15 protein-coding genes and 1 riboswitch are annotated in these 21249 nt (G+C 63.7%); of the genes, 13 read left to right on the top strand and 2 right to left on the bottom strand.

All coding sequences use genetic code 11. The annotated features are described in order from the left end of the window. Window positions 1-111 precede the first annotated feature (111 nt). From K9U15_RS05585 to K9U15_RS05570, 4 genes are all read left to right on the top strand, one after another. Window positions 112-2346, top strand: a complete 2235-nt coding sequence (locus K9U15_RS05585; RefSeq protein WP_087191453.1) for a molybdopterin-dependent oxidoreductase — start codon at window positions 112-114, stop codon at window positions 2344-2346. Between the two features lie 3 nt (window positions 2347-2349). Then, a complete protein-coding gene (locus K9U15_RS05580) occupies window positions 2350-2691 on the top strand; it encodes an oxidoreductase (RefSeq protein WP_087191452.1) in 342 nt (113 codons plus the stop codon). Window positions 2692-2750: 59 nt separating this feature from the next. Further along, a complete protein-coding gene (locus tag K9U15_RS05575; protein ID WP_154270389.1) occupies window positions 2751-3281 on the top strand; it encodes a hypothetical protein in 531 nt (176 codons plus the stop codon). A gap of 73 nt (window positions 3282-3354) precedes the next feature. After that, window positions 3355-3561, top strand: a complete 207-nt coding sequence (locus K9U15_RS05570; RefSeq protein ID WP_096228094.1) for a hypothetical protein — start codon at window positions 3355-3357, stop codon at window positions 3559-3561. Window positions 3562-3847: 286 nt separating this feature from the next. On the opposite strand, the gene K9U15_RS05565 is transcribed toward K9U15_RS05570, so the two are convergent. After that, entirely contained in the window at window positions 3848-4573 is a 726-nt protein-coding gene (locus K9U15_RS05565) for a B3/4 domain-containing protein (protein ID WP_096228095.1), read from the bottom strand. Between the two features lie 17 nt (window positions 4574-4590). Continuing rightward, window positions 4591-5082: a pyridoxamine 5'-phosphate oxidase family protein gene (locus tag K9U15_RS05560; RefSeq protein ID WP_096228096.1), complete on the bottom strand. Its 492-nt coding sequence runs from the start codon at window positions 5080-5082 to the stop codon at window positions 4591-4593. Window positions 5083-5349: 267 nt separating this feature from the next. On the opposite strand from K9U15_RS05560, the gene K9U15_RS05555 reads away from it, so the two are divergent. From K9U15_RS05555 to dnaE, 9 genes are all read left to right on the top strand, one after another. Further along, on the top strand, window positions 5350-6198 hold the full coding sequence (locus K9U15_RS05555; RefSeq protein ID WP_301155746.1) for a tyrosine-type recombinase/integrase: 849 nt from the start codon (window positions 5350-5352) through the stop codon (window positions 6196-6198). A gap of 313 nt (window positions 6199-6511) precedes the next feature. After that, window positions 6512-6601, top strand: a riboswitch (cyclic di-GMP riboswitch). Between the two features lie 118 nt (window positions 6602-6719). Continuing rightward, a complete protein-coding gene (locus K9U15_RS05550; protein ID WP_301155745.1) occupies window positions 6720-7316 on the top strand; it encodes a signal peptidase I in 597 nt (198 codons plus the stop codon). A gap of 169 nt (window positions 7317-7485) precedes the next feature. After that, window positions 7486-8079, top strand: a complete 594-nt coding sequence (locus K9U15_RS05545) for a hypothetical protein (protein ID WP_301155744.1) — start codon at window positions 7486-7488, stop codon at window positions 8077-8079. A 133-nt stretch (window positions 8080-8212) separates the two neighbouring features. After that, window positions 8213-9838, top strand: coding sequence for a hypothetical protein (locus K9U15_RS05540; RefSeq protein WP_301155743.1), 1626 nt, complete (start codon window positions 8213-8215; stop codon window positions 9836-9838). Further along, the gene (locus tag K9U15_RS05535; protein WP_301155742.1) at window positions 9835-10353 is read left to right on the top strand and encodes a signal peptidase I; all 519 of its coding nucleotides are present in this window, start codon (window positions 9835-9837) and stop codon (window positions 10351-10353) included. Before K9U15_RS05540 ends, K9U15_RS05535 begins: the two co-directional genes overlap by 4 nt. Further along, window positions 10350-10898, top strand: coding sequence for a hypothetical protein (locus tag K9U15_RS05530; RefSeq protein WP_301155741.1), 549 nt, complete (start codon window positions 10350-10352; stop codon window positions 10896-10898). The genes K9U15_RS05535 and K9U15_RS05530 overlap by 4 nt, the downstream gene beginning before the upstream one ends. Window positions 10899-10915: 17 nt before the next feature. Then, window positions 10916-11671 (top strand): hypothetical protein, encoded by a 756-nt coding sequence (locus K9U15_RS05525; protein WP_301155740.1) that lies wholly within the window; start codon window positions 10916-10918, stop codon window positions 11669-11671. Between the two features lie 54 nt (window positions 11672-11725). Beyond that, window positions 11726-17485, top strand: coding sequence for a hypothetical protein (locus K9U15_RS05520; protein ID WP_301155739.1), 5760 nt, complete (start codon window positions 11726-11728; stop codon window positions 17483-17485). Window positions 17486-17772: 287 nt separating this feature from the next. Beyond that, window positions 17773-21237: a DNA polymerase III subunit alpha gene (dnaE, locus tag K9U15_RS05515; RefSeq protein ID WP_301155738.1), complete on the top strand. Its 3465-nt coding sequence runs from the start codon at window positions 17773-17775 to the stop codon at window positions 21235-21237. Window positions 21238-21249 lie beyond the last annotated feature (12 nt).

Below are 21249 nucleotides of genomic sequence, written 5' to 3'. Positions count from 1 at the left end.
CCGCCGCCCGGGGACCCGAAACCGGGGAACAGGACGGGGAGGCCCCTCGGGGCCACCTCCCGCAGAGAGCGGGGCGGGTGCATCCGAGACGAAAGGACGAGGAGGCAAGGTATGGCTGAGGAGTATCGAACCGTGCAGCACGACAAGCCGTTCCAGTACGAGGAAGGCGGCTACCAGGTCACGCGCGGCTGCGCATGGACGGGCCCGGGCTGCCACCTGGGCTGCGGCGTCATCATGTACCAGGATGCCGAGGGCAAGCTGGCCAAGTGCGAGGGCGACCCGGAGGACCCATGGACGAACGGCCGCCTGTGCATGCGCTGCCTTGACGTGCCCGAGGTGACGCACCACAAGGAGCGCCTGCAGTATCCCATGAAGCGCGCCCGCGAGGACCGCGGCCTCGACAAGTGGGAGCGCATCTCCTGGGACGAGGCCTACGACCTCATCACCGACGAGTTCATGGCCATGAAGGAGAAGTACGGCGCCGAGTCCGTCATCTTCGCGCAGGGCACCGGCCGCGACATCGCCGCGTACATCACGCGCCTGTCCTGGTCGTTCGGCAGCCCGAACTACACGGGCCTGCTTTCGGGCCAGGCGTGCTACCTGCCGCGCATCGCCGGCATGGCCGCCACGACGGGCGCGCCGTGGATCCCCGACGCCGCCCAGCAGTTCCCCGAGCGCTACGACCACCCCGACTACGAGGTGCCCGAGGTCATGTTCGTGTGGGGCAACTACCCGCTGAAGTCGAACATCGAGGGCTTCTACGGCCACTGGGTCATCGACCTCATGAAGCGCGGCATGAAGCTGGTCACGGTGGACCCGAAGGTTACGTGGCTGGCTTCGAAGTCCGAGCTGCACCTGCGCGTGCGCCCCGGCACCGACGCGGCGCTGGCGCTGGGCATGATGAAGGTCATCATCGAGGAGGACCTCTACGACCACGAGTTCGTCGACAACTGGTGCTACGGCTTCGACGAGCTGGCCGAGCGCGCCAAGGAGTTCGACGTGAAGCGCGTGAGCGAGATCACGTGGGTGCCCGAGGAGAAGATCATCGCCGCCGCCCGCATGCTGGGCAACGCGAAGAACTCCACGCTGCAGTGGGGCGTGGCCGTTGACATGACCCGCGAGGCCATGCCGGCCGGTCAGGCCATCCTCGCCCTCTGGGAGATCACGGGCAACATGGAGCGTCCCGGCGGCATGATCGTGGCGCCGGAGATCCTGTCGGTGGCCGGCGGCTGGGGCCGCGAGATCCTGGGCCCGGAGCAGGAGGCCAAGCGCATCGGCATCAAGGACTACCCGCTGTACAACTTCGGGTTCGCCGTGTCGCAGCCCGACGAGACCGTGAAGACCATCGAGACGGGCGTGCCGTACGAGATCCACGGCGCTTGGCTCCAGACCACGAACCCCATCGCCTGCATGGGCGCCGACCCGCAGCGTTTGTACAAGGCCCTGAACAAGCTGGACTTCATCGTGGTGGTGGACCTGTTCAAGACGCCGACCATCGCCGCTTTGGCCGACGTGGTGCTGCCGGCCTGCACGTTCCCCGAGCGCAACGGCATCGCGTTCGTATCCGGCGCGCAGCGCGGCTCCACCATCAACAAGGTGACGGACGTGGGCGAGTGCCGAAGCGACATGCAGATCAACCTTGAGCTCGGCAAGCGCTGGAACCCCGAGGCGTGGCCGTGGGACAACGTGGACGAGATGTTCACCGACATGCTCAAGCCCACCGACATGAGCTTCGAGGAGCTGCAGCAGGTGGCCCCGGCCTACCAGCCCATCGAGTACTACCGCTACAAGACGGGCAAGCTGCGCAAGGACGGCCAGCCCGGCTTCAACACGCCCACGGGACGCATCGAGCTGTGGAGCAACTTCTACAACCAGGCCGGCCTCGACCCGCTGCCCTACTTCGAGGAGCCCGAGCCCGGCCCCGGTTCCACGCCGGACCTCATGGACGAGTACCCGCTGGTCATGACGAGCGGCGCGCGCACCTGGGGCATGTTCCACTCCGAGCATCGCCAGATCGAGCGCATGCGCCACTACCGCCCGTGGCCCCTCATGGAGATCCATCCCGAGACGGCCGCCAAGTACGGCATCAAGGACGGCGACTGGGTGTGGATGGAGGGCCCCATGGGCCGCGCGAAGCGCAAGGCGAAGCTCACGCCCGTCATGGATCGCCGCATCGTGTCGTGCGACCACGGCTGGTGGTTCCCCGAGGGCGACCCGGAGAAGTTCTACGACGTGTTCGACCTGAACATCAACAACACGCTGCCGTGGATCCCGGGCAAGAGCGGCTTCGGCTCGAACTACAAGAGCTCTATCTGCAAGATCTACAAAGTGGAAGAGGGGGAATAGACCATGGCTAAGTACGGAATCCTGGCCGATGCGCAGTGGTGCTCGGGCTGCCACAGCTGCGAGGTGGCCTGCCAGATGGAGCACGGCCTGCCCGTGGGCGAGACCGGCATCAAAGTGGTGAAGATCGGCCCGTGGGCCATCGGCGACGAGGCCGATGAGAACTGGCAGTTCAGCTACCTGCCCATCCCCACGAAGCAGTGCGACACCTGCGCCGCGCGCCGCGGTTTGGGAAAGGTGCCCACCTGCGTGCAGCACTGCCAGTCGCAGTGCCTGGAGTTCGGCCCGATCGACGAGCTGTCCCAGCGCATGGACGTGAAGCAGAAGACGCTGTTCGTGGTGGCGTAAAGGGGCTTTCCTGATCTGGGCGGGCCCGCCTCGTGCGGGCCCGCGGACAAGGAGCGGATATGCATTCCAAGAAGTACTACATCGTGTACGGCCTGTTCTTCTCGCTCATCGTGGCGGCGGTGCTGTGCCTGTGCCTGACCATCATGCAGGGCATGCCGCACATCGACCCCGTGTTCTACCTGATGAGCTTCGGCGTGGCGTTCGTCACCTCGTTCGTGGTCACGGCTGTGATCCCGTTGGCGCGCATCGCCGCGGCGTGCGCCGTGTACTACGACGCCAAGCCGGGCAGCGTGGCGTTCCGGCTCATCCAGAACGTGTTCTTCAGCACTCTCATCATGTTCGTGCTGGGCATCGTCATGACGGCCTTCATGACGGGCGTGGGCGAGGTCCAGACCATGAGCGCCATGACCGGGCAGATGATGGGCACGAACCTGTTCGACCGGTTCGTGAGCCTGTGCCTGCAGTTCTGGCCGACCATCGTGATCGTGGCGTTTTTGTCCGACCCGGCCGCCGGCGGTTTGGCCGGGCTGCTGGTGAAGGAGAACCCCGCCGAGGTTGCTGCTGCGGCGAAGCAGGCGCCGGCTGCCTAGGCGCTGCGGTTCGGGTTTTGATAAGGTGAGGGAGCCGGCCGCGAGCCGGCTCCCCGCGTTTGAAAGGAGCGACATGGCAGATTACGACGGCCGCGCGCTAAGCCAGAAGCTGGCGTCCCCGTCGCCTGACGAGATCGACGAGGTCATCGACGCCGTGACGGGCGCCACATGGGGCGAGCGCAACCGCATCATGGAGACGCGCTTCGCCGCGCGCCTGAACGACAACCCCGCCGCCGTTCCCGCCTTCAGCCCGCCAGGCACCCCGCTGCCCCGCGGGTGAGGGCTGAGGAGCTGCGGCAACAATGCTCGCTGAGTGGAGCTGCTATGGAGAGCGTTCTCGTAGAGTGTCAAAAGGTAGGAATCGAGAGGTTCTTGTAGAGGTGATTCCCCCGATCGCCCATTTCGGCGAACCCGCATCATGACAGGGGGACACATGACAGGGGGACACATGACAGGGGGACACGCATGACAGGGGGACACGCATGACAGGGGGACAGGTGCCTTGTCATGCGGTCGTCTCTTCCGGGTCGAGCGCCGGTCGACCCGCGAGAAGCGGTCGGGGCAACCTATCCGGCGATAATCACCTCGGGGTTCGCGCGGTCTGCGATGGCGCGCGTCTCTATCGTCGCTCCCAGGTAGCGTTCCATGAGTTGCGCGAACTCGTCGAGCGCCGCCTCCAGGTCGGCGCGGCGCGTGGGATCGACGCACTCCATGACCAGGATGGCGTTCGCGGAATCGTCCTTGAGCGCCGAGCGCTGCCCGTCGCGCCAGTTCCAGCAGCGGCACACGGCGCCCTCGTCGTCGCGGTAGCAGAGCTCGCCGGGAAGCGTGGGATCCTCCGCGTCCTCGCCGATGGGCAAAAACGCATCGCCGCCCTCGGTCAGGCCCAAACGGAAGTCGCCGACGAACGAGTCCACGTCCTCGCCGCCCACGGGTAAGGCGTACTTCAGCGAGACGGCGTTGTAGATGTCCACCGACGGCGTGATCGAGCCCACAGGGTTGCCCTTCAGCACCCGCTTGAGCAGGTTCTCCACCGAGCAGCGCGCGCCCTTCTTCGTCTTGAACTTCTGGAACGCCTCGCGCCACACGCGCACAACCTCGTTCTCGGAGATCGTGTTGCTGGTGAGGTGCTGATCGGCGGTGGCGTTGGCTTCGCGCAGTAGCTTCGCGATGGCGGCCGCGTCCTCGGCCGGCACGTCGTTGGCCGACTTCATGCCGCGCACCACCAAGATGCCGATGGCCGCGTCGGGGAACAGCTCCCAGAACGATTCCTCCGCGATGAACTTCTGCATATCGTTTACCTTCCTCCTTACCGGCCGAGGCGTCGCGCGCCCTTGCCGCGCACCTCTTCGAGGTCGACGGCCCAGATGGCCGTGTCGTCGATCTCGCGGGCGATGCCCTCGCCGATCTTGTCCTTGTGCTCGGGCAGGTACTTCATGCACAGCGCCACCAGCACCTTGCGCATCGCGGCGCCGTCCTCCACGCGGCGCACCCGCCCGCGCGCGATGACCGAGGCGAAGCGCGTGGTGAAGAAGTCGTCCTCGTAGCAGGGCTCGACCTCGGTGGCCACCGTCACGCACGCGCGGCCGTCGCGAGCGAAGTTGTCCAGCTTGTGCCCGGCCTTGTTCGTGGTGTGGAAGCACAGCGCGCCGTCCAGCATCACGTAGGACAGCGGCACGCCGTAGGGCATCCCGTCCACGTCCACCGTGGACACGACGCAGAACTCGCCGGCTTCCAGCACCTCGAGCGCCTCGCTGGCGGACAGCTCGCGATCCTTCGCAAGCAGGGGGTAGTCGATCATGGTTCCTCTCCTTTCGCGGGCGCTTCCGCGCCTTTGCGCTCTACGGCCTTGCCGAGCACGATCTTTTCCCCATTATAGCCAACCTTCGGCGGTCCCCGCATCGTGACCCCTGTCGAGCGTCGCGCTTCGCCGGTATCCTCCTGTGCGCGTCTCCCTACGCTCCGCCTTATCCTCCTCCCGTTCCAGCCAACCTCCCCTTGCGTTCGAAACGGTGTGATATAAGTAGCGTGGCCCCACTCGGGGCAACGTTGAATCCCGAAAAGGAGCATGATGGAGATACCGGTTTTGAACGAGGGGCAGCTGGATAGATTCAAACTGCACCTCATTGAGGAAGAGCGATCGCCGAACACGATCAAGAAGTATTCGAGGGACGTGCGGGCCCTGCTCGCGCACTTTCCCGGCGAGGTGGGGTTCACTAAGGAGATGATCCTCGATTATAAACAATGCTTGTTGGAGAAGTACAAAACTACCAGCGTCAACAGCATGCTGGTGGCGATAAACCAGTTCTTCCGCTTCTGCAAGCGAGAGGATTTGCGGGTAAAGCTGGTGAAGGTGCAGCGATCCACCTTCCGGGAGCACCGTCGCGAGCTTTCGCTGGTTGAGTACAAGCGGCTGGTGAGGGCTGCCCAGTTGAAGAAGAAGGAGCGCTTGAGCCTGCTGATCCAAGCCATTTGCAGCACAGGCATCCGCGTGAGCGAGCACCGCTTCATCACGGTCGAGTCGCTGCGCAAGGGTGTGGTGCGCATCGTCGGGAAAGGGAAGGAACGTACCGTGTTCCTTCCCGACAAGCTGCGCAAGATGCTGTTGGACTATTGCCGGCGCAAGGGCATCTCTTCAGGTCCCGTGTTCGTGACCCGGTACGGAAACCCCCTCAATAGGTGCAACATTTGGGCGGAGATGAAAGCGCTGTGCGCGTCCGCTGGCGTTGAGTCGACAAAGTGCTTCCCCCATAACCTGCGTCATCTTTTTGCCTTGTCTTACTATCGGCTGGAGAAGGACGTGGTGCGGCTCGCCGACATTCTAGGCCATGCCAGCATCGAGACCACGCGCATCTACACATCGACTACCGATACGGAATGCAGGCGCTCCTTAGAAAGATTGAGTCTGCTCGCATGAAGCACTGCATAATGAGCATTATGTAGTGGAACAATATTTGCAAATGATTCTACTTTCCCTTTATACAACATGGGGGTGTATTTTGCAAGGCAGCCTGCAATCGTAGACGAATTACTGCCTTATTAGGGAAAATAACCCTGAAAGCACTCTATTTAGCGTGTTTCGAGTGCAAGCACGCACCATATTGTTACCATTTTTGCCTTATTTCGGGCGACATACAAAAAGAAATTCTTCGCCACAAGCTTGCTCATGCGGATGCAGGCTCGCTCCTCTGCTAAGCAGCATCCACTACATAATGCTCATTATGCAGTGGAACATTTATAGGCACACCTGCCGAAAGGCAGCGTCGCAAAGCTAGAGGGGCTTACCTTCGGATGTCGGAGAAAGCCAGCCAGTTGCATGAAAGTGAGACCGGCTTTGCAGAAAGGTCGGTCTTTCCGTATGTGGGGAGCAGGGGCGGGGACGAGATGAGAGCTGGCGGGAGCAATAGACGGCAGGGGCGGAGATTCACGGCGTCGGGCGTGCTAGGCGTGGTGCTGTGCATTGTGTTCATCCCCCTGATCGTGGTGAACTTGGTGCTCATCGTCAGCAGCTACCTGAAACCCGACGAGCTGCCCGGCGTGTTCGGCGTCAAGCCCGCCGTGGTGCTCTCCGGCTCGATGGACCCCGCCATCCAGGTGGGCGACCTCATTTTCGTCAACGACTGCGACCCTGCCGCGCTCAAAGAGGGCGACGTGGTGTGCTACCTCTCGTCCGGCAAGGCCATCACCCACCGCATCGCCGGCATCACCGAGGGCGATGACGGCCAGCCGCGCCTGGTGACGAAGGGCGACGCCAACAACGCCGAGGATCGGCTGGCGGTGTCGTTCGACCAGGTGCAGGGCCAGTGGAGCGGCGCGCGCGTGCCGGGGCTGGGCAACGCCATCCTGTTCATGCAGACGCCGGCCGGCATGATCTTGTTCATCGTGTGCCCGCTGGCGCTGTTCTTCGCGTGGGACGTGTGGCGCCGCCGCCGGATGGACAAGGCTGAGGCCGCGCGCGCCGCGCAGCTGGAGGCGGAGCTGGCCGCCTTGAGGCGGGAGCAGGGGGTCGGGCGCGGGCCCACCGAGAAATTCTGATACGCATGCAACGGCCCTTCCGCCTCCGGGCACGGCGGAGACGGAAGGTCCGAGCAGGTCCAGGAGCTTCGCGGCACCTGGCGATAGAAATGCCGCAGGTGCACGGGAGCCGCGCCTGGGACGAAAACCTACGACGTGGTTCCCGCGAGAAAGAAAGCGAGGACAGGCAATGGCAACGGCAACGCAGAAGAAATCGTACGCAGCGCGCCTCGGCGTCTTGGCAGTGGCGCTCTCCCTCGTGACCGCCTGCTTGCTGGGCGGCACCATGGCGAAGTACGTCACCGAGGTGACCGGCACCGGCAGCGCGACGGTGGCGAAGTGGAGCTTCACGGCAAATGGCAAGACAGATACGTTCGGCAGCATTGATCTTGCGAAGACGGCTTACACCAATGTGGCCGAGAAGAAGATTGCTCCGGGCACGGAAGGAAGCTTCGATATCGTGCTTGACGCCTCCGGCAGTGACGTCGCGGTGGATTACACCATCGCGTTCTCGAATCTGCAGAACAAGCCGAAGAACCTGAAGTTCTATTCGGACAAGGATAAGAGCACGGAAATCTCTGATCTGGCCACCGCTCTTACCGGCACAATCGAATTGAAAGATGTGGGCACTGCGGTTACGAAGACCGTGTATTGGGACTGGGCTATCGGTAGCAGCGATGCTGATAATTCCACAGACACAGCGAATGGTACAGCTGCCAAGTCGATGACTTTTGACATCGCGGTCACCGGCACGCAGAAGACGCCCGTCGCTCCTGCCGCCTAACCCCAACACCATCGCCCTGCCCCCTGTGCCGGGGCAGGGCGTCGGCGGGCATTCTCAACCTTTGGCGAAAGGCGCGGTGCGACCGCGCCTTTCGCCAAGAGCTGAGTCGCGTTTTCCGAGAGGAGGGACCGACGTGGAACAAACGAACAACGCTTCCGTGCAGGAGGGCGAGCAGGACGGGAAACGGCGCCGTGCTTTGCTGGCGCTGCTGCTTCTGCTGGTGCTCATCACCACCAGCATGGTGGGCTACGTCCTGGGCCGCAGCGCGTCGGGCCCCCTGGGCCAGGCCGGCGACACCATCGTGCTCAGCCCCCAGCCCTCGGGCCGCACGACGGCGCACCTCACTGGCCAGGTGGTGTACGCGGACGGCTCGCCGGCCGCGGGCCTCAAGCTGGAGCTGCACAGCGACCCCATCGAGGCGCAAACCGACGCCGAGGGCACCTTCCTGTTCCCCAACGCGTCCTTCAGGTCGCATCGCATACTCGTCTACGGCCCGGACGGCGCCGTGGCTGCCGAGCGTCCCCTCTCCATCGGCCAGAATGCGGCCGAGGAGGGCGTGTCCATCTCCGAGAGCCCCGACGGCGGCAGCGCCATCGCCCTGGCCGTGAACGTGAGGATGCTCGAGGTGGTCATCCTGCTGGACGGCGAGGGCGGCCTGGAGATCGTCCCCACCGGATGCACCTACGCCGACGGCGACGGGCTGGTGGTGACGCCCACGGGCAGCGTCACGCTGGAGAGCGGGGCCGTGGTCACGCCGAAGGGGAGCGTGCTCCTGCCTGACGGCACCATCGTCATCCCGCGCAGCGGCGAGAACGCCGTGGCCGTGATCATGCCCGACGACCAGGTGGTCTACCTCGAGCAGGAGATGAAGGGTGACGGCTACTCCGTGCAGACCGACGGCACGGTGCGCCTCTCCGGCGGCACCGTGGTGCGCTCGGGCGGGCAGATCGTCGCGCCCGACGGCACCCGGCACGACCCCGGCGAGGGCGGCGTGATCGTGGAGGGCGGCGCCGTGGTGACGCCCATCGGCGGCGGCTCCTCCTCGGGAAGCGGAAGCGGCGGCGGGGATTCCTCAACCGGCGGCTCCGCAGGCGGCGCGGCCGGCGGCAACGCGCCTTCGACCAGCGGGACCGTCGGCGGCGGCACGACCGCAGGCGGCGGCACGACCGGAGGGGGAACGACTCCCGGCGGCAACGCGCCCGGCGATACGCCCCCCGGTGGCGGCGACACGCCCGATACCCCCGGCGGCGGAGATTCCCCCGGCGGTGGCGAGACCCTCGGCGGCGATACGCCGCCGAGCGGCTCCCTCGCCGTCCATGGGCAGAACCGCGACGGCGGCTTCTCCCCCTGGACGCAGATCAGCACCATCGACCTCTTCTACAACAAGACGAGCGGGCAGCAGGAGAAGATTGCCCCCGGATCGTCCGGCTACTACCTGTTCCGGCTGCAGAACACGCTTGCGAACAGGCTGAACGTCACCGTCTCGCTGGCCGAGGACGGTCTGCACCTGCCCCTGGAGCTCACGCTCACGCCCTTGGACGCCAACGGGCGCGCGATGGCCGACAGGGCGGTGACGGGGTCGCTTTCGACCGCCGGCGGGCTGAACCTGCGCACCGATATCGCAGGAAGCGCCGTGGCGAGCTACCGGCTGGACTGGTCGTGGCCGGCCGAGGGCAACGACGAGCTGGACACCCTGGCAGGCAGCGGAGGCAACCTCGTCTACCTGCTGGCCATGACGGTGCACGCGGAGGAGGCATGATGGCGCGCGCGGCGAAGGCCATCCGGACGACGCTCGTGGTCGTGCTGTGCGCGGGCCTGCTGTGCAACCTGTGGCTGCTGGCGTCGGCGGCGCTTTTCCCGCGCGAGCTTCCCGGCGTCCTGGGCTTCTCGCCGTTGGCAGTGGCGTCGGGCAGCATGGAGCCCGCCTTGTCGGCGGGCGATCTGGCCATCGTGCATCGGGAAGGGTCGTACCAGGTGGGCGACGTGGTGGCCTTCTGGGACGGCGGTTCGCTCACCACGCACCGCATCGTGGCCGACGGCCCCGAGGGCTTCGTGACCAAGGGCGATTTCAACAACGCGCAGGACGCCCTGCCGGTCGCGCCGGAGCACGTGGCCGGTCGCGTGGTGCTGTCCGTGCCCCTCGTGGGCGGCGCGGCGCTGTTTCTGCGCACGCCAGCGGGGCTGGGGCTGCTCGTGGTCGTGGGCCTGGCGGTGCTGGTGCTGCCGGACGTCCTGCGCCGGGTTCGCCGCAGGGGAGAGGAGTGCGCCGCATGAGCAAGCATCTGACAACCGGGCGCGTGGTGCGCTACCTGCTGCTCCTCACCGTCGCCTGCGCCGTGGTGCTGGGCGTCACCTTCGCCCGGTACGCCACGGTGGTGCAGGGCCAGGGCTCGGGCGACGTCGCCGCTGTGGCGCTGGGATTGACGGGCGACAGCACGGCGGACTTGACGTCGCAGCTGCAAGGGATGAAGCCGGGCGATACGCGAGAGGTGAAGTTCGCGGTGACGAACACGGACGGCGAGACGACGAGCGAGGTGACCCAGGCGTACTCGGTGTCCATCGTGACCACGGGCAACCTGCCGCTGGAGTTCGAGCTGACTGCGATTGCCCCCGGCCCCGACGAGGGGAAAGTTGCGACGGGATATGGATCGCCATGGACGGGCGGGGAACTTCCTTACGGTACCAGCATCTCACATGGCTACACGCTCAAAGTGGAATGGCCTAGCGACGAGAACGGCAGCGCCCTCGCCTACGAGATCGACCAGGTGATTTTGAAAGCTGACGCGCAGCAGGCCCAGCCAACAACGGGGGCCGTGTGATGGAGAAGAGACGAGGTATGAATCGAACGCCTGCCCACAAAAGGCCGAGCATCCACACCCACGTGGCGCGCCGCCGCGTTCCCGCTGCGGCGGTGCTGGCGGTGGCCGTCGTGCTGGCGCTTGCCGGCTTCGCCGCCGCGCGCTACGTCATGCAACAGCAGCAGGACGGCCTCGCAACGGCCACGGACTTCTACTTCACGAGCGACTACCTGAAAGAGAGCGGCGAGAACGCTACGTACTACATCGATCCGAGCACCGATGATTTCACAGTCGAGCTGCGAAACTTCGCGGACGACCTAAGGACGACTTCGGGAGGCATTTCCTACAGCGTCAATGCGACGAACGCTAGCGTTGCTTCAGGGAGTGGCATGCTGAAGGGTACGGAAAGAAGCACCGCAAAGGTCACCGTCACACCGAATTCCGAGGTTCAGGAATTCGCGGTCACAGCCACCTCGACATCTCCCTACGCCCAAACCCTTACTGCCACGTTCATCCTGGCTAAGGGCAACCACTACACCGTGGAGGACGCGTCGGGCAACACGGCCGCGGTGCTCACCATGACATGCGCCGACAGCGGCGGGTCGATCACGCTCAACCTTCCTTCGGAGGTGATCCCCGACGCAACCGACGGCAGGGTGAGCGAAAACACGTTCACGCCTGTGGGCTCGGGCGTGTACTCGCTCGTGTTGCTCAAGGCCGACGCATCGCTGGATCTAGCGGGCTCTGGCAATTTCGCCGATACGATCGATCTAAACAAATCGCCCGCCACATAAGATCACCGAAACGCGCGGGGCGGCTGGCCCCGCTGAGCACTTGGAGGAGTTGCCATGAATATAGAGGTTCGGAACAAGAGGGCTAAGCGCGCCGGCGTGCCGCGGCGCGCCCTTGCCGTGCTGGTGGCGCTCTGCCTGGTGTTGGGCCAGATGAACAGCGGGACCTTCGTCGCCTACGCGACGAGCGGCACCCCCGTGACCATCCAGGTGGGAACCAACGTCACCGCCGAGATCTCCGACGGCGTGCTCACCCTCTCCGGCACCGGCGACACAGACGACTTCACGGCCGAGACCGCCCCGTTCAAAGGCTATGCGCCCGAGATCCGCGCGCTCGAGATCGAGGAGTGCGTCACGTATGTGGGCGCGTGCCTGTTCTACGGGTTGGGCGAGCTGGGAGGCAGCCTGACGCTGCCGGGCAGCATCGTCGGCTTCGGCGAGCGCGCCTTCTCGGAGGAGGGCTCCGAGTCGTCGGCGCATTTCTCCGTCATCCGCAACCTGTTCGTGTCGGGTGAGGTGGTGCGCCCGGCGCAGGCGCAGGCCGCCCCCGAGGCCGAGCCGGAACCGGTGCCCGACCCCGAGTCTGTCGCTGACGAGCCGGCCGAGGATCCCGCCGCCGACGCCCCGTTGACAGACGGTGCTGCTCCCGAGCCCGAGGCCCCCGAAGCCGAGTCGCCCGCGCCTGCGCAGGTCGACGCGCCTGAGCTGCAGGACGCGCCCGGGCCCGTCGAGGTCCCGTCGGAGGGCGGCTACGCGGTGGAGCAGATCGCGCAGCAGGAGATTGCGAGCCCCGAGACGCTCTTCGGCCCCGGCCAGGACGGCATGGTGGTCTGCTCGGACGATAACGCGACGTTTTTGCAGGCGGTGCTCTCCGCCGGCTTCCAGCAGGCCGGCGCGACGGCCACGGTGGTGCTCGACGATGCGGTTGAGCTGGAGCTTCCTCTGGCCGGCGGGCAGCTGACGCTGCCAGAGCCGCCCGAAGACACGCTGGCCGCGCACGAGGGCGAGTCGTTCGCCGGCTGGACGCAGGCCCCCGGCGACGAGTCCGCACCCGTCCTCGCTCCCGGCGACCCCCTCCCGGCGAACGATGGCGACCGCGTGCCCCTTTACTCCGTTTGGAACGCCGCCGAGCCGCTTGCGCTCCTCGCCGAGCCCGCCCCATCCGCCGACGTGAAAACCGTCTACGTGGATCAGACGAACGGCGACGATGGAAACGATGGGGCGAGCACGGATACAGCGGCGAAGACCCTCGAAGCAGCCGCAGGGAAGCTGACTCCGAAAGCCGAAGGCGGCTCGGTCGAAACCAACCGCATCGTTATCGTCGGGGAGTACAAGCGCTCGGTGCAGTTAGAAAATCAGGACAGCAAAGAAGGCATCTTCGGAGACCATCCCGTGCCGGCCACCCTTACGGGGGGAACTTTCGCATATGACGAGCCGACGACAACGGCAAACGATTATCCTTTGTATCTTCACGACGATATTCTCTTCGAATCGATCGAGCTGCAATGCAACCACATATACGCGAACGGGTTCAACCTCACCATCGGCGAGAGCGTCAACACAAAACCGACTTCGCCCAAGCTTTACCTTTACGGTTACGGCAATAGCACTTTTGGCAGCGACAGCGCATCTGCGAATATCACAGTGAAAAGCGGACGCTATGTGCGCATCAACGGCTACATTAGAAGCCAGAGTGCGGGAATTAACTGCTCTGGAAGATCGTCGTTCGTCACCGTGGAGGGCAGCGCAGCGGTCGATTTGCTTGTGGCAGGTAGTGCCAATGGCGCTATCGAGAACGCCAACGTGGACATTAACGTCAAAGGTGGGAAAGTTGAAACGCTCCTTGGCGGGAATCAAGGATTCAACGACGTTTATCCCCCGTATTCCGGCAGCACAAAGATCCGGGTCGAAGGCGGCGAGGTCGATAACCTCTATTGCGCAGGTTCCGGCAGAAATACGAGCGCCCCCACTTTCTCCGGCAAGCTTGATGTGAATGTCTCGGGCGGGAAAGTGAAGAGGCTCTATGGCTCCGGCTCTGCTGCATACGTGCTCGCAGGTTCCGAAGCGAAGGTGTCAGTGACAGACCATGGCGAGGTCACTGACCTTTTTGCTGCTGGCAAAGGGTGGGAGACGACCCTCAATCCCAGTCAATCCGAGTGGGAGGTTGTTGAAAAATTCGGAAGCTTCTCGGGAAACGAGACTATTACCGTCTCGGGTAATGCCGTAGTCGCGAACATCTACGCGAGCGGTGAGGGTTATTCAGGATCAACGAAATATGAAGGGACAAAGGCCAACGCCTACCTGGACGGCAATGTGACCATCAACATGGAAGGTGGGACGGTCACCGGCAACGTCTACGGAGGCGGCAAGGGCATTGCCGCCGAAGGCTACGAGCAGTGCGCCCGCGTGACCAAAGACTCGAAGGTCGAAGTCAACATCGCCGGCGGCACCGTGCACGGCAATGTCTACGGCGGCGGCCAGATCGCCGACATCGAGGGCTCAAGTTCCGTCACCATCTCCGGCGGCACCGTGGAGGGCAACGTCTACGGCGGCGGAGAGAAGGGCGAGGTCAAAGGATCCGCAACCGTGAACGTGCAGAACGGCACAGTGAAAGGGTCGGTGTTCGGCGGCGCCTACGGCGAGCCAGATCAGATATTGGTGCTGGGCGGCTCCACCGTCAATATGACGGGCGGCTGGGTGCGCGGCAACGTGTACGGCGGCAGCGAGCTCAGCAACGACGGGGCTGACAACGGCAGCCTTCCCGATCTGGTGATCACCAACTTGGTGGGGGGCATCGTGGACGGCAACGTGTTCGGCGGTGGCTATAGGGGCATCGTCAACGGCTCCACCCACCTGCATATCGGAACAGGCGCTTTGGGTAAGTGCAAGTATTACCAGACGCATTCTGATAAGAAGCCCAATCTGAAAGCTTCGTCTTTATCCGTTGGAAAATCGGTCTACGCGGGAGGCGATTACGGCGGTGACGGAAAGGACTACAATGCCATCACCGTGAAGGGCACCTCGCATGTGTACATCGACGGGGGCGATTACGACACTTCCAATAACGCTTCCGGTACGACCATGAAACTTGGGGGAGGCGTGTTCGGCAGCGGTGCCTCCTGCGATGCTGGTAGCACCCGCTTAGTCACCCTCGAAAACTACGGCGAAGCGGTCTTGGACGGTGGCACGGTGACGGGGGCCACGCGCACCCTCGATTCCATCCAGCGTGCCGACCGTGTGGTGATCCTGAACTCCCACGTGCAGTTGATCGGCCAGTCCGACGTGGCCAATGCCAATCAAACGGCGAAGTACTCCCTCAATCGCATCGGCGATCACGAAAAGGCGGCCGGTTTAGGCGATTTGGGCAACGGCCTTGTCCTCCAAGGCGCAAGCACGCTCATCTTGAATTCCCCCGCCATGGAGTTGGCCGCTTTCCGCAGCGTGGATGCGGACGGAAAAGAGGCTGTTGAGAGCAGCCCCAAAAGCACTCTGCTGCTGGACACCGGCACTCTCCTGCGCGTTGCCTATACCAACGAAAAGGGTTCGACCGTTTACGGCCCTGTGAAGGGCTATACGCGCCTGCTTGCCGGCAACGCCGCAGACGGCTACGTCTACGCTGCGATTGGCGATACGGATGGAGGATTCGTTGGTAAAGACAATACGACGATTTCGTTCACAAATGTGGGGAACGCAACTCTCTCGTATCGATACTGGAAAGTGGCCGGATCGGGCGGTAGCAACGCGGTTCGCGAAGCGGTGCTGACCGCCCGTACGCTCGAGTCGAGCGATATTGGTTTTGGCAACGACGGGTACGCGGTAGCGAAGGGCGTCATCGAGCTTCCTCCTGCCGATAATGGTTCGACCTACATGGTGAAAAGCGTCGACGTTGGCTCCGGGCTTTCGTTGACGGACGCTGCAATAGATGGCCAGGAGCAAAGCGCCGCTTGGGAGCCAGACGAATCGAGCGCCAACAGCGCGAAAACTGCCATGTCGAACAGCCCTCTGAACACGTTCGGCCTATTCATGAAAGCAGGCAGTGGATTTGAGTCGGTCTCGGGCGATTCGGGCAAAGTGGTCACCGGAAGCTTGGCCAACAGCCAAATCGGGCAAAAGGTTTCTGGTGTCGGCACCATTCCCCAAATCGAGTTCTACCTCACCTACCGCAACGATGGGATCACGGCAAGCCGCGATGCGGGAACAGTGATGGTGGTGCTTGAGCGCGCGCTTGGGAACGGCGCGACGGAAACCACGACGGTGAACATCCAGATCGTCACGCGAACCACCAGCCTTTCGGAGTTGGAAGCGGATCTGTATGCCACACAGGCAGGAAGCTACACCGGAAAGATCATCATTCCGTCAGGTTCCAGTCGGGAGCTGTCGTTGACGGGGGTTGGAGCAGGGAATACTGGTCTCGTAAAAGAGGGCGCCGCGCTAACAGACGGTCAATTCTCGATCTCCATGCAGCCGGTAAAAAGTAATGGATGGCAGTCGACAGGACTCATGAGCTCGCCTTATGATCTTGCATCGTTCGCGTCAGAGTCTGTACCCATCGGCGTCACTGACAGTCGCCACGAGGCACCCATTGAATTCACTTTGAGAAACGCAGAAGGGTTTGCCTCGAAGGAAGCTCCGGATATCGTGATGCTTGAGCTTAAGGAGACAGGTGTTGCCAGTTCGGTGCAAGTTACCCTCAGGATTCATTGGAAGGAGTCAGCCGTATCTGGGGTCGAAGCCGGACCGGGCAGGCAGTATGACTTGCAGAATACCAAGAGTGATTTGGCGATTTCGCAGTACAGCGCCGCGACAGCGGTGTTCACGCTGGCGAGCCTCCAGGTCAAGGGCTCGTGGCTCGAGCTGCAAAAAGACGGCGGTGGCTCGGTTGCGCTGCCGTCTGGCACGGAGTTCACGCTGCTCAGTGGCTCATCTTTTTACCATTACCAGGCGACGGGTGCGGAAGGGGACAATAAAATCTTGCTGGACAGCTTTGCCTCCATGGGCGGTAATGCGAATTTGTCGGGGACCCTCAACGGCGATGTAACGGTGGTCTTTGACTTCGGGCGGGCATCCTCGCAGCTTGAGTTGGACAAGTACAGCCTTCGTTTGCGCGCCGATACGAGCGCCGACAGCACAGGCGCTGATTTCACGCTGAACAATTCTGTTGCTACGGCTTCGATCAGCGGTGTCGGCGGGTTGTCTCGAGGGACGCATGGGTTTGCGGTAGGCTTGCAGCTGGGCAGCGACACGCGCTTCGCCAATGGGACGGCGGTGGTACTCTCTTCGGGCGACTCGGAAGGGTTCCCCGAGGGCACGGTGTTCAGGGTTGGCGAAGCTGAGTATTACCCTGTCAACGGCAAGGTGTCCATCCCACTTGGCAGCGCGACGTCATTCGTAATGGACACGACGAATACGACTGGCCTCACGAGTGGCGAGCACACGCTTTCCGCTCAGGTGCTCCCTACGGGCGCGAACGCGGGCGATGCGGCTTCTCTCCCTGCGAAGGTAGCCTACTACACCGTCTCGGAGAATCCATCGTACAGCTTGTCCGTGACCCTTGACGCGGGCTCGAGCCGCATCGTGAAGCCGGGAAGCACGCTTTCCTTCACGGCCAACTACAAGGCATCGGATGGCGAGGCAATCACAGTGGGCACTCAGAAGAAGACTGATGCAGGTTACGAGAACACCGTCGGTTTGACGGCGGCTGTCGACACCGACAAAATCACCGTCACCGTCCCCGATGGCACCTCCGCAGGCACCTACCGCCTGCTCTTCAAGCTGGGCGACCAAGAGGTTCCCTACAACATCATCGTCGAGGAATGAGACAAAGGGACGTGAGACAAAGGGACGGGGTAATCGTCTCATTCCCCGTCCCGCTCCGTTTCTCTGCCCACGGTCCACGGATGCTCGCGTTCGACCGCCGCGCGTTCCTTCGGCTGTTCCCGCTTCCTCTACGTTCCCGCGTTCGCGCAAAAACCATCGTTTGTTCGCTGTTTGTGGGCGGCGCCCGTCGGCCAATGCTGCTAGAATGGCAACGACACCATGACACGCTGCGCACGCATCCAGAACACACCACCAAGCGCATTTCTGACTGATTAGAGGCACAAGATATGGCATTCGTCCACCTGCACAACCACACTGAATATTCCCTGCTCGACGGCCATACGCACATTTACGACATGGTCAAGCGCGCAGCCGACCTCGGCATGCCGGCCGTGGCCATCTCCGACCACGGCGTGATGTCGGGCGTGCCGCAGCTGTGCGAGATGTGCGACAAGGTAGAGGAGGAGACCGGCAAGCGCGTCAAGCCCATCTACGGCTGCGAGGTGTACTTCACCACCGACGAGGAGCTCAAGCGCGACGGCAAGCCGAAGCTCTACCACCTGCTGCTTCTGGCCAAGACGAACGAGGGCTACCACAACCTGGTGAAATTGGTCAGCGAATCGCACGTCGACAACTTCTACTACAAGCCCCGCACCACGTTCTCCATGCTGCAGAAGTACGGCAAGGGCATCATCGGCTCGTCGGCCTGCATCGCCGGCATCATCCCGAAGCTGCTCGACAACCGCCAGTTCGACGACGCCGTGGCGTGGGCCAACAAGTTCGCCAGCTGCTTCGAGCCAGGCGACTTCTACATCGAGCTGCAGAACCAGGGCATCCGCACCGACGCCGGCTTCACGCAGACCGAGCTCAACCACATGCTCGCCGACGTGGCCAAGGCCGCCGGCCTGAAGACCATCGCCACGAACGACTTCCACTACCTCACGAAGGAAGACGCGAAGGCCCAGGACTACATGCTGTGCGTGGCCCAGGGCGCCGCCGTGAGCGACGAGAAGCGCATGCGCTTCGAGAACGACGAGTTCTACATGAAGACCGAGGAGGAGATGCGCACCGCGTTGAAGGACTTCCCCGAGGCCTGCGACACCACGGTGGAGGTAGCCGAGAAGGTGGACGTGGTGCTGGAGCGCGATTCCATCCTTCCGAGGTTCCCCTTGCCCGAGGGCGAAACGGAGGAGAGCTACTTCCGTCGCCGCGTGCAGGAGGGCCTGGTCAAGCACTATGGCAGCCCGGTGCCGCAGGAGGCGCAGGAGCGCGCCGACTACGAGATGGGCATCATCATCCAGCAGGGCTTCCCGGCGTACTTCCTCATCGTGCAGGAGTACATCGAGTGGGCGCGCAGCCAGGGCATCGGCGTGGGCCCGGGCCGCGGCTCGGCCGCAGGCGCCATCGTGGCGTACGCCATGGACATCACCGCGCTCGACCCGCTGTCCAACGGCCTGCTGTTCGAGCGCTTCCTGTCGCCCGAGCGCGTGGAGATGCCCGATATCGACGTCGACTTCGAGCAGGGACGCCGCGAAGAGGTTATCAACCACATCAAGGACGTGTACGGCGAGGACCACGTGTCCCAGGTCATCACGTTCGGCACGCTGCAGGCGAAGAACGCCGTGCGCGACGCCGCGCGCGTGCTGGACTACCCGTACAGCACCGGCGACCGCATCTGCAAGCTGATCGGCGACGAGCTGGGCATCACCATCGACAAGGCGCTTGCCACGAACCCCGACCTCAAGAAGGCATACGAGACCGAGGAGGACGTGAAGGCCGTCATCGACGCCGCGAAGTCCATCGAGGGGCACGTGCGCGGCGAGGGCGTGCACGCCTGCGCCACCATCATCTGCCGCGACCCCATGGCCGACCACGTGCCCATGAAGCGCGACACCAAGGGCGGCGGCATCATCACCCAGTACGACGGACATTACACGCCGGAGCTCGGCCTGCTGAAAATGGACTTCTTGGGCCTGCGCACGCTCGACGTGCTCACCATCGCGTGCCGCAACATCGAGCAGCGCTTCGGCACGAAGGTCGTGCCCGAGGAGATTCCCGTCGACGACGAGGCCGCGTTCAAGCTCATGCAGTCCGGCAACATGGACGGCCTGTTCCAGGTTGAGGGCGCCCTGTACGTGAGCCTGTTCGCGCGCCTGCCTCCCACGCGCTTCTCCGACATCGTCGCCTCCATCGCGCTCAACCGCCCGGGCCCGCTCGAGTCCGGCATGGTGGACGACTACGTGAAGGTGGCCAGCGGCAAGACGCAGATCCACTACTATGACGAACGCCTCCGCCCCATTTTGGAGGAGACGTACGGCACCATGGTCTACCAAGAGCAGATCATGCAGATCTCCATGGCCATGAGCGGCTTCTCCGCCGGCAAGGCCGACAAGCTGCGCAAGGCCATGGGCAAGAAGAAGCTCGACGTCATGCGCGCCCTGCAGGAGGACTGGAACAACGGCGCCGTGGAGAACGGCTTCTCGCTTGCTATTGCCAAGCAGATCTGGGAGGACGCCGAGAAGTTCGCGAAGTACGCGTTCAATAAATCGCACTCGGCGGCCTACGCCATCCTGGTCATGCGCACGGCGTATTTGAAGGCGCACTACCCGAACGACTTCATGGCAGCCGTGCTGTCGTCCTACATGGGCAACACCGACCGCCTGATCCGCTACATTGCCAGCTGCAACCACAACGGCACGCCCGTGCTGCCGCCCGATATCAACTCCTCGAACGCGGAGTTCACGCCTACCGACGACGGCATCCGCTTCGGCCTGGTGGGCGTGCGCGGCGTGGGCGCGAACGTAGCCGAGGCCATCATCGAGGAGCGCGAGGCCAACGGCCCGTACACGAGCCTGCACGACTTCGTGAACCGCTTGGACGCGAAGTGCTACAACCGCAAGACGCTCGAGGCGCTCATCAAGGGCGGGGCGTTCGACTCCACGGGCTACACGCGCAAGCAGCTCATGTACTTCGTGGACGAGACGCCGCTTCTAGAGAGCGCGTCGAAGCGCCAGAAGGACCGCGACCGCGGGCAGGTGTCCATGTTCGACCTGTTCGGCGACGATCCCGACTCCGGGTTCGAGGAAGAGGTGCCCGAGCCCGACGGCGTGGAGTGGCCCAAGCGCCAGCTGCTGTCCTACGAGAAGGAGATCATGAAGATCTACGTCTCGGACCACCCCCTGCGCCCGTACGAGGGCACCATCGCCCGCATGACGAAGTTCCAGCTGGGCGACTTGGCCGAGCGCACGAAGGAGATCAAGTCCGCCACGTTCGTGGGCATGATATCCACCGTGGTGACGAAGCTGACGAAGCGCGGCACGAAGATGGCCACGTTCACGCTGGAGGACACGACGGGGCACATCGAGTGCATCTGCTTCAAGTACGACGAGAACGCCGAGGCCATCCAGGAGGATGCCATCGTCAAGATCAAGGGCAAGTTCGAGCACAGCGACCGCGGCAACCAGATCATGGCGTTCGAGGTGGAGGCTATCGAGCTGAACGAGGCCGACGCGCGTCCCTCGCACCTGGAGCTGAAGGTGTCGTCCGCGGACTTCAACCAGGCCACGTCGCAGCGCTTGAACCGCATCCTGAAGTCCTATCCCGGCCGCGACGGCGTGGTGCTGTTCGTGAGTCAGGGCGACGGCCGCAAGTTCCGCGCCGAGCTGCCGGTGACGGTGGATGCCCGCTCGCAGATCATGCTCTCGGAGATCCAGGACCTGTTCGGCCGCCCGGTGTGGAGCCGCGCGTCGTAGCGGGAGGGCTGC

The sequence above is a fragment of the Gordonibacter sp. RACS_AR68 genome (assembly GCF_030418485.1).
Classification (GTDB): Bacteria; Actinomycetota; Coriobacteriia; order Coriobacteriales; family Eggerthellaceae; genus Gordonibacter; species Gordonibacter urolithinfaciens.
This window is presented reverse-complemented; position numbering and strand designations above follow the sequence as displayed.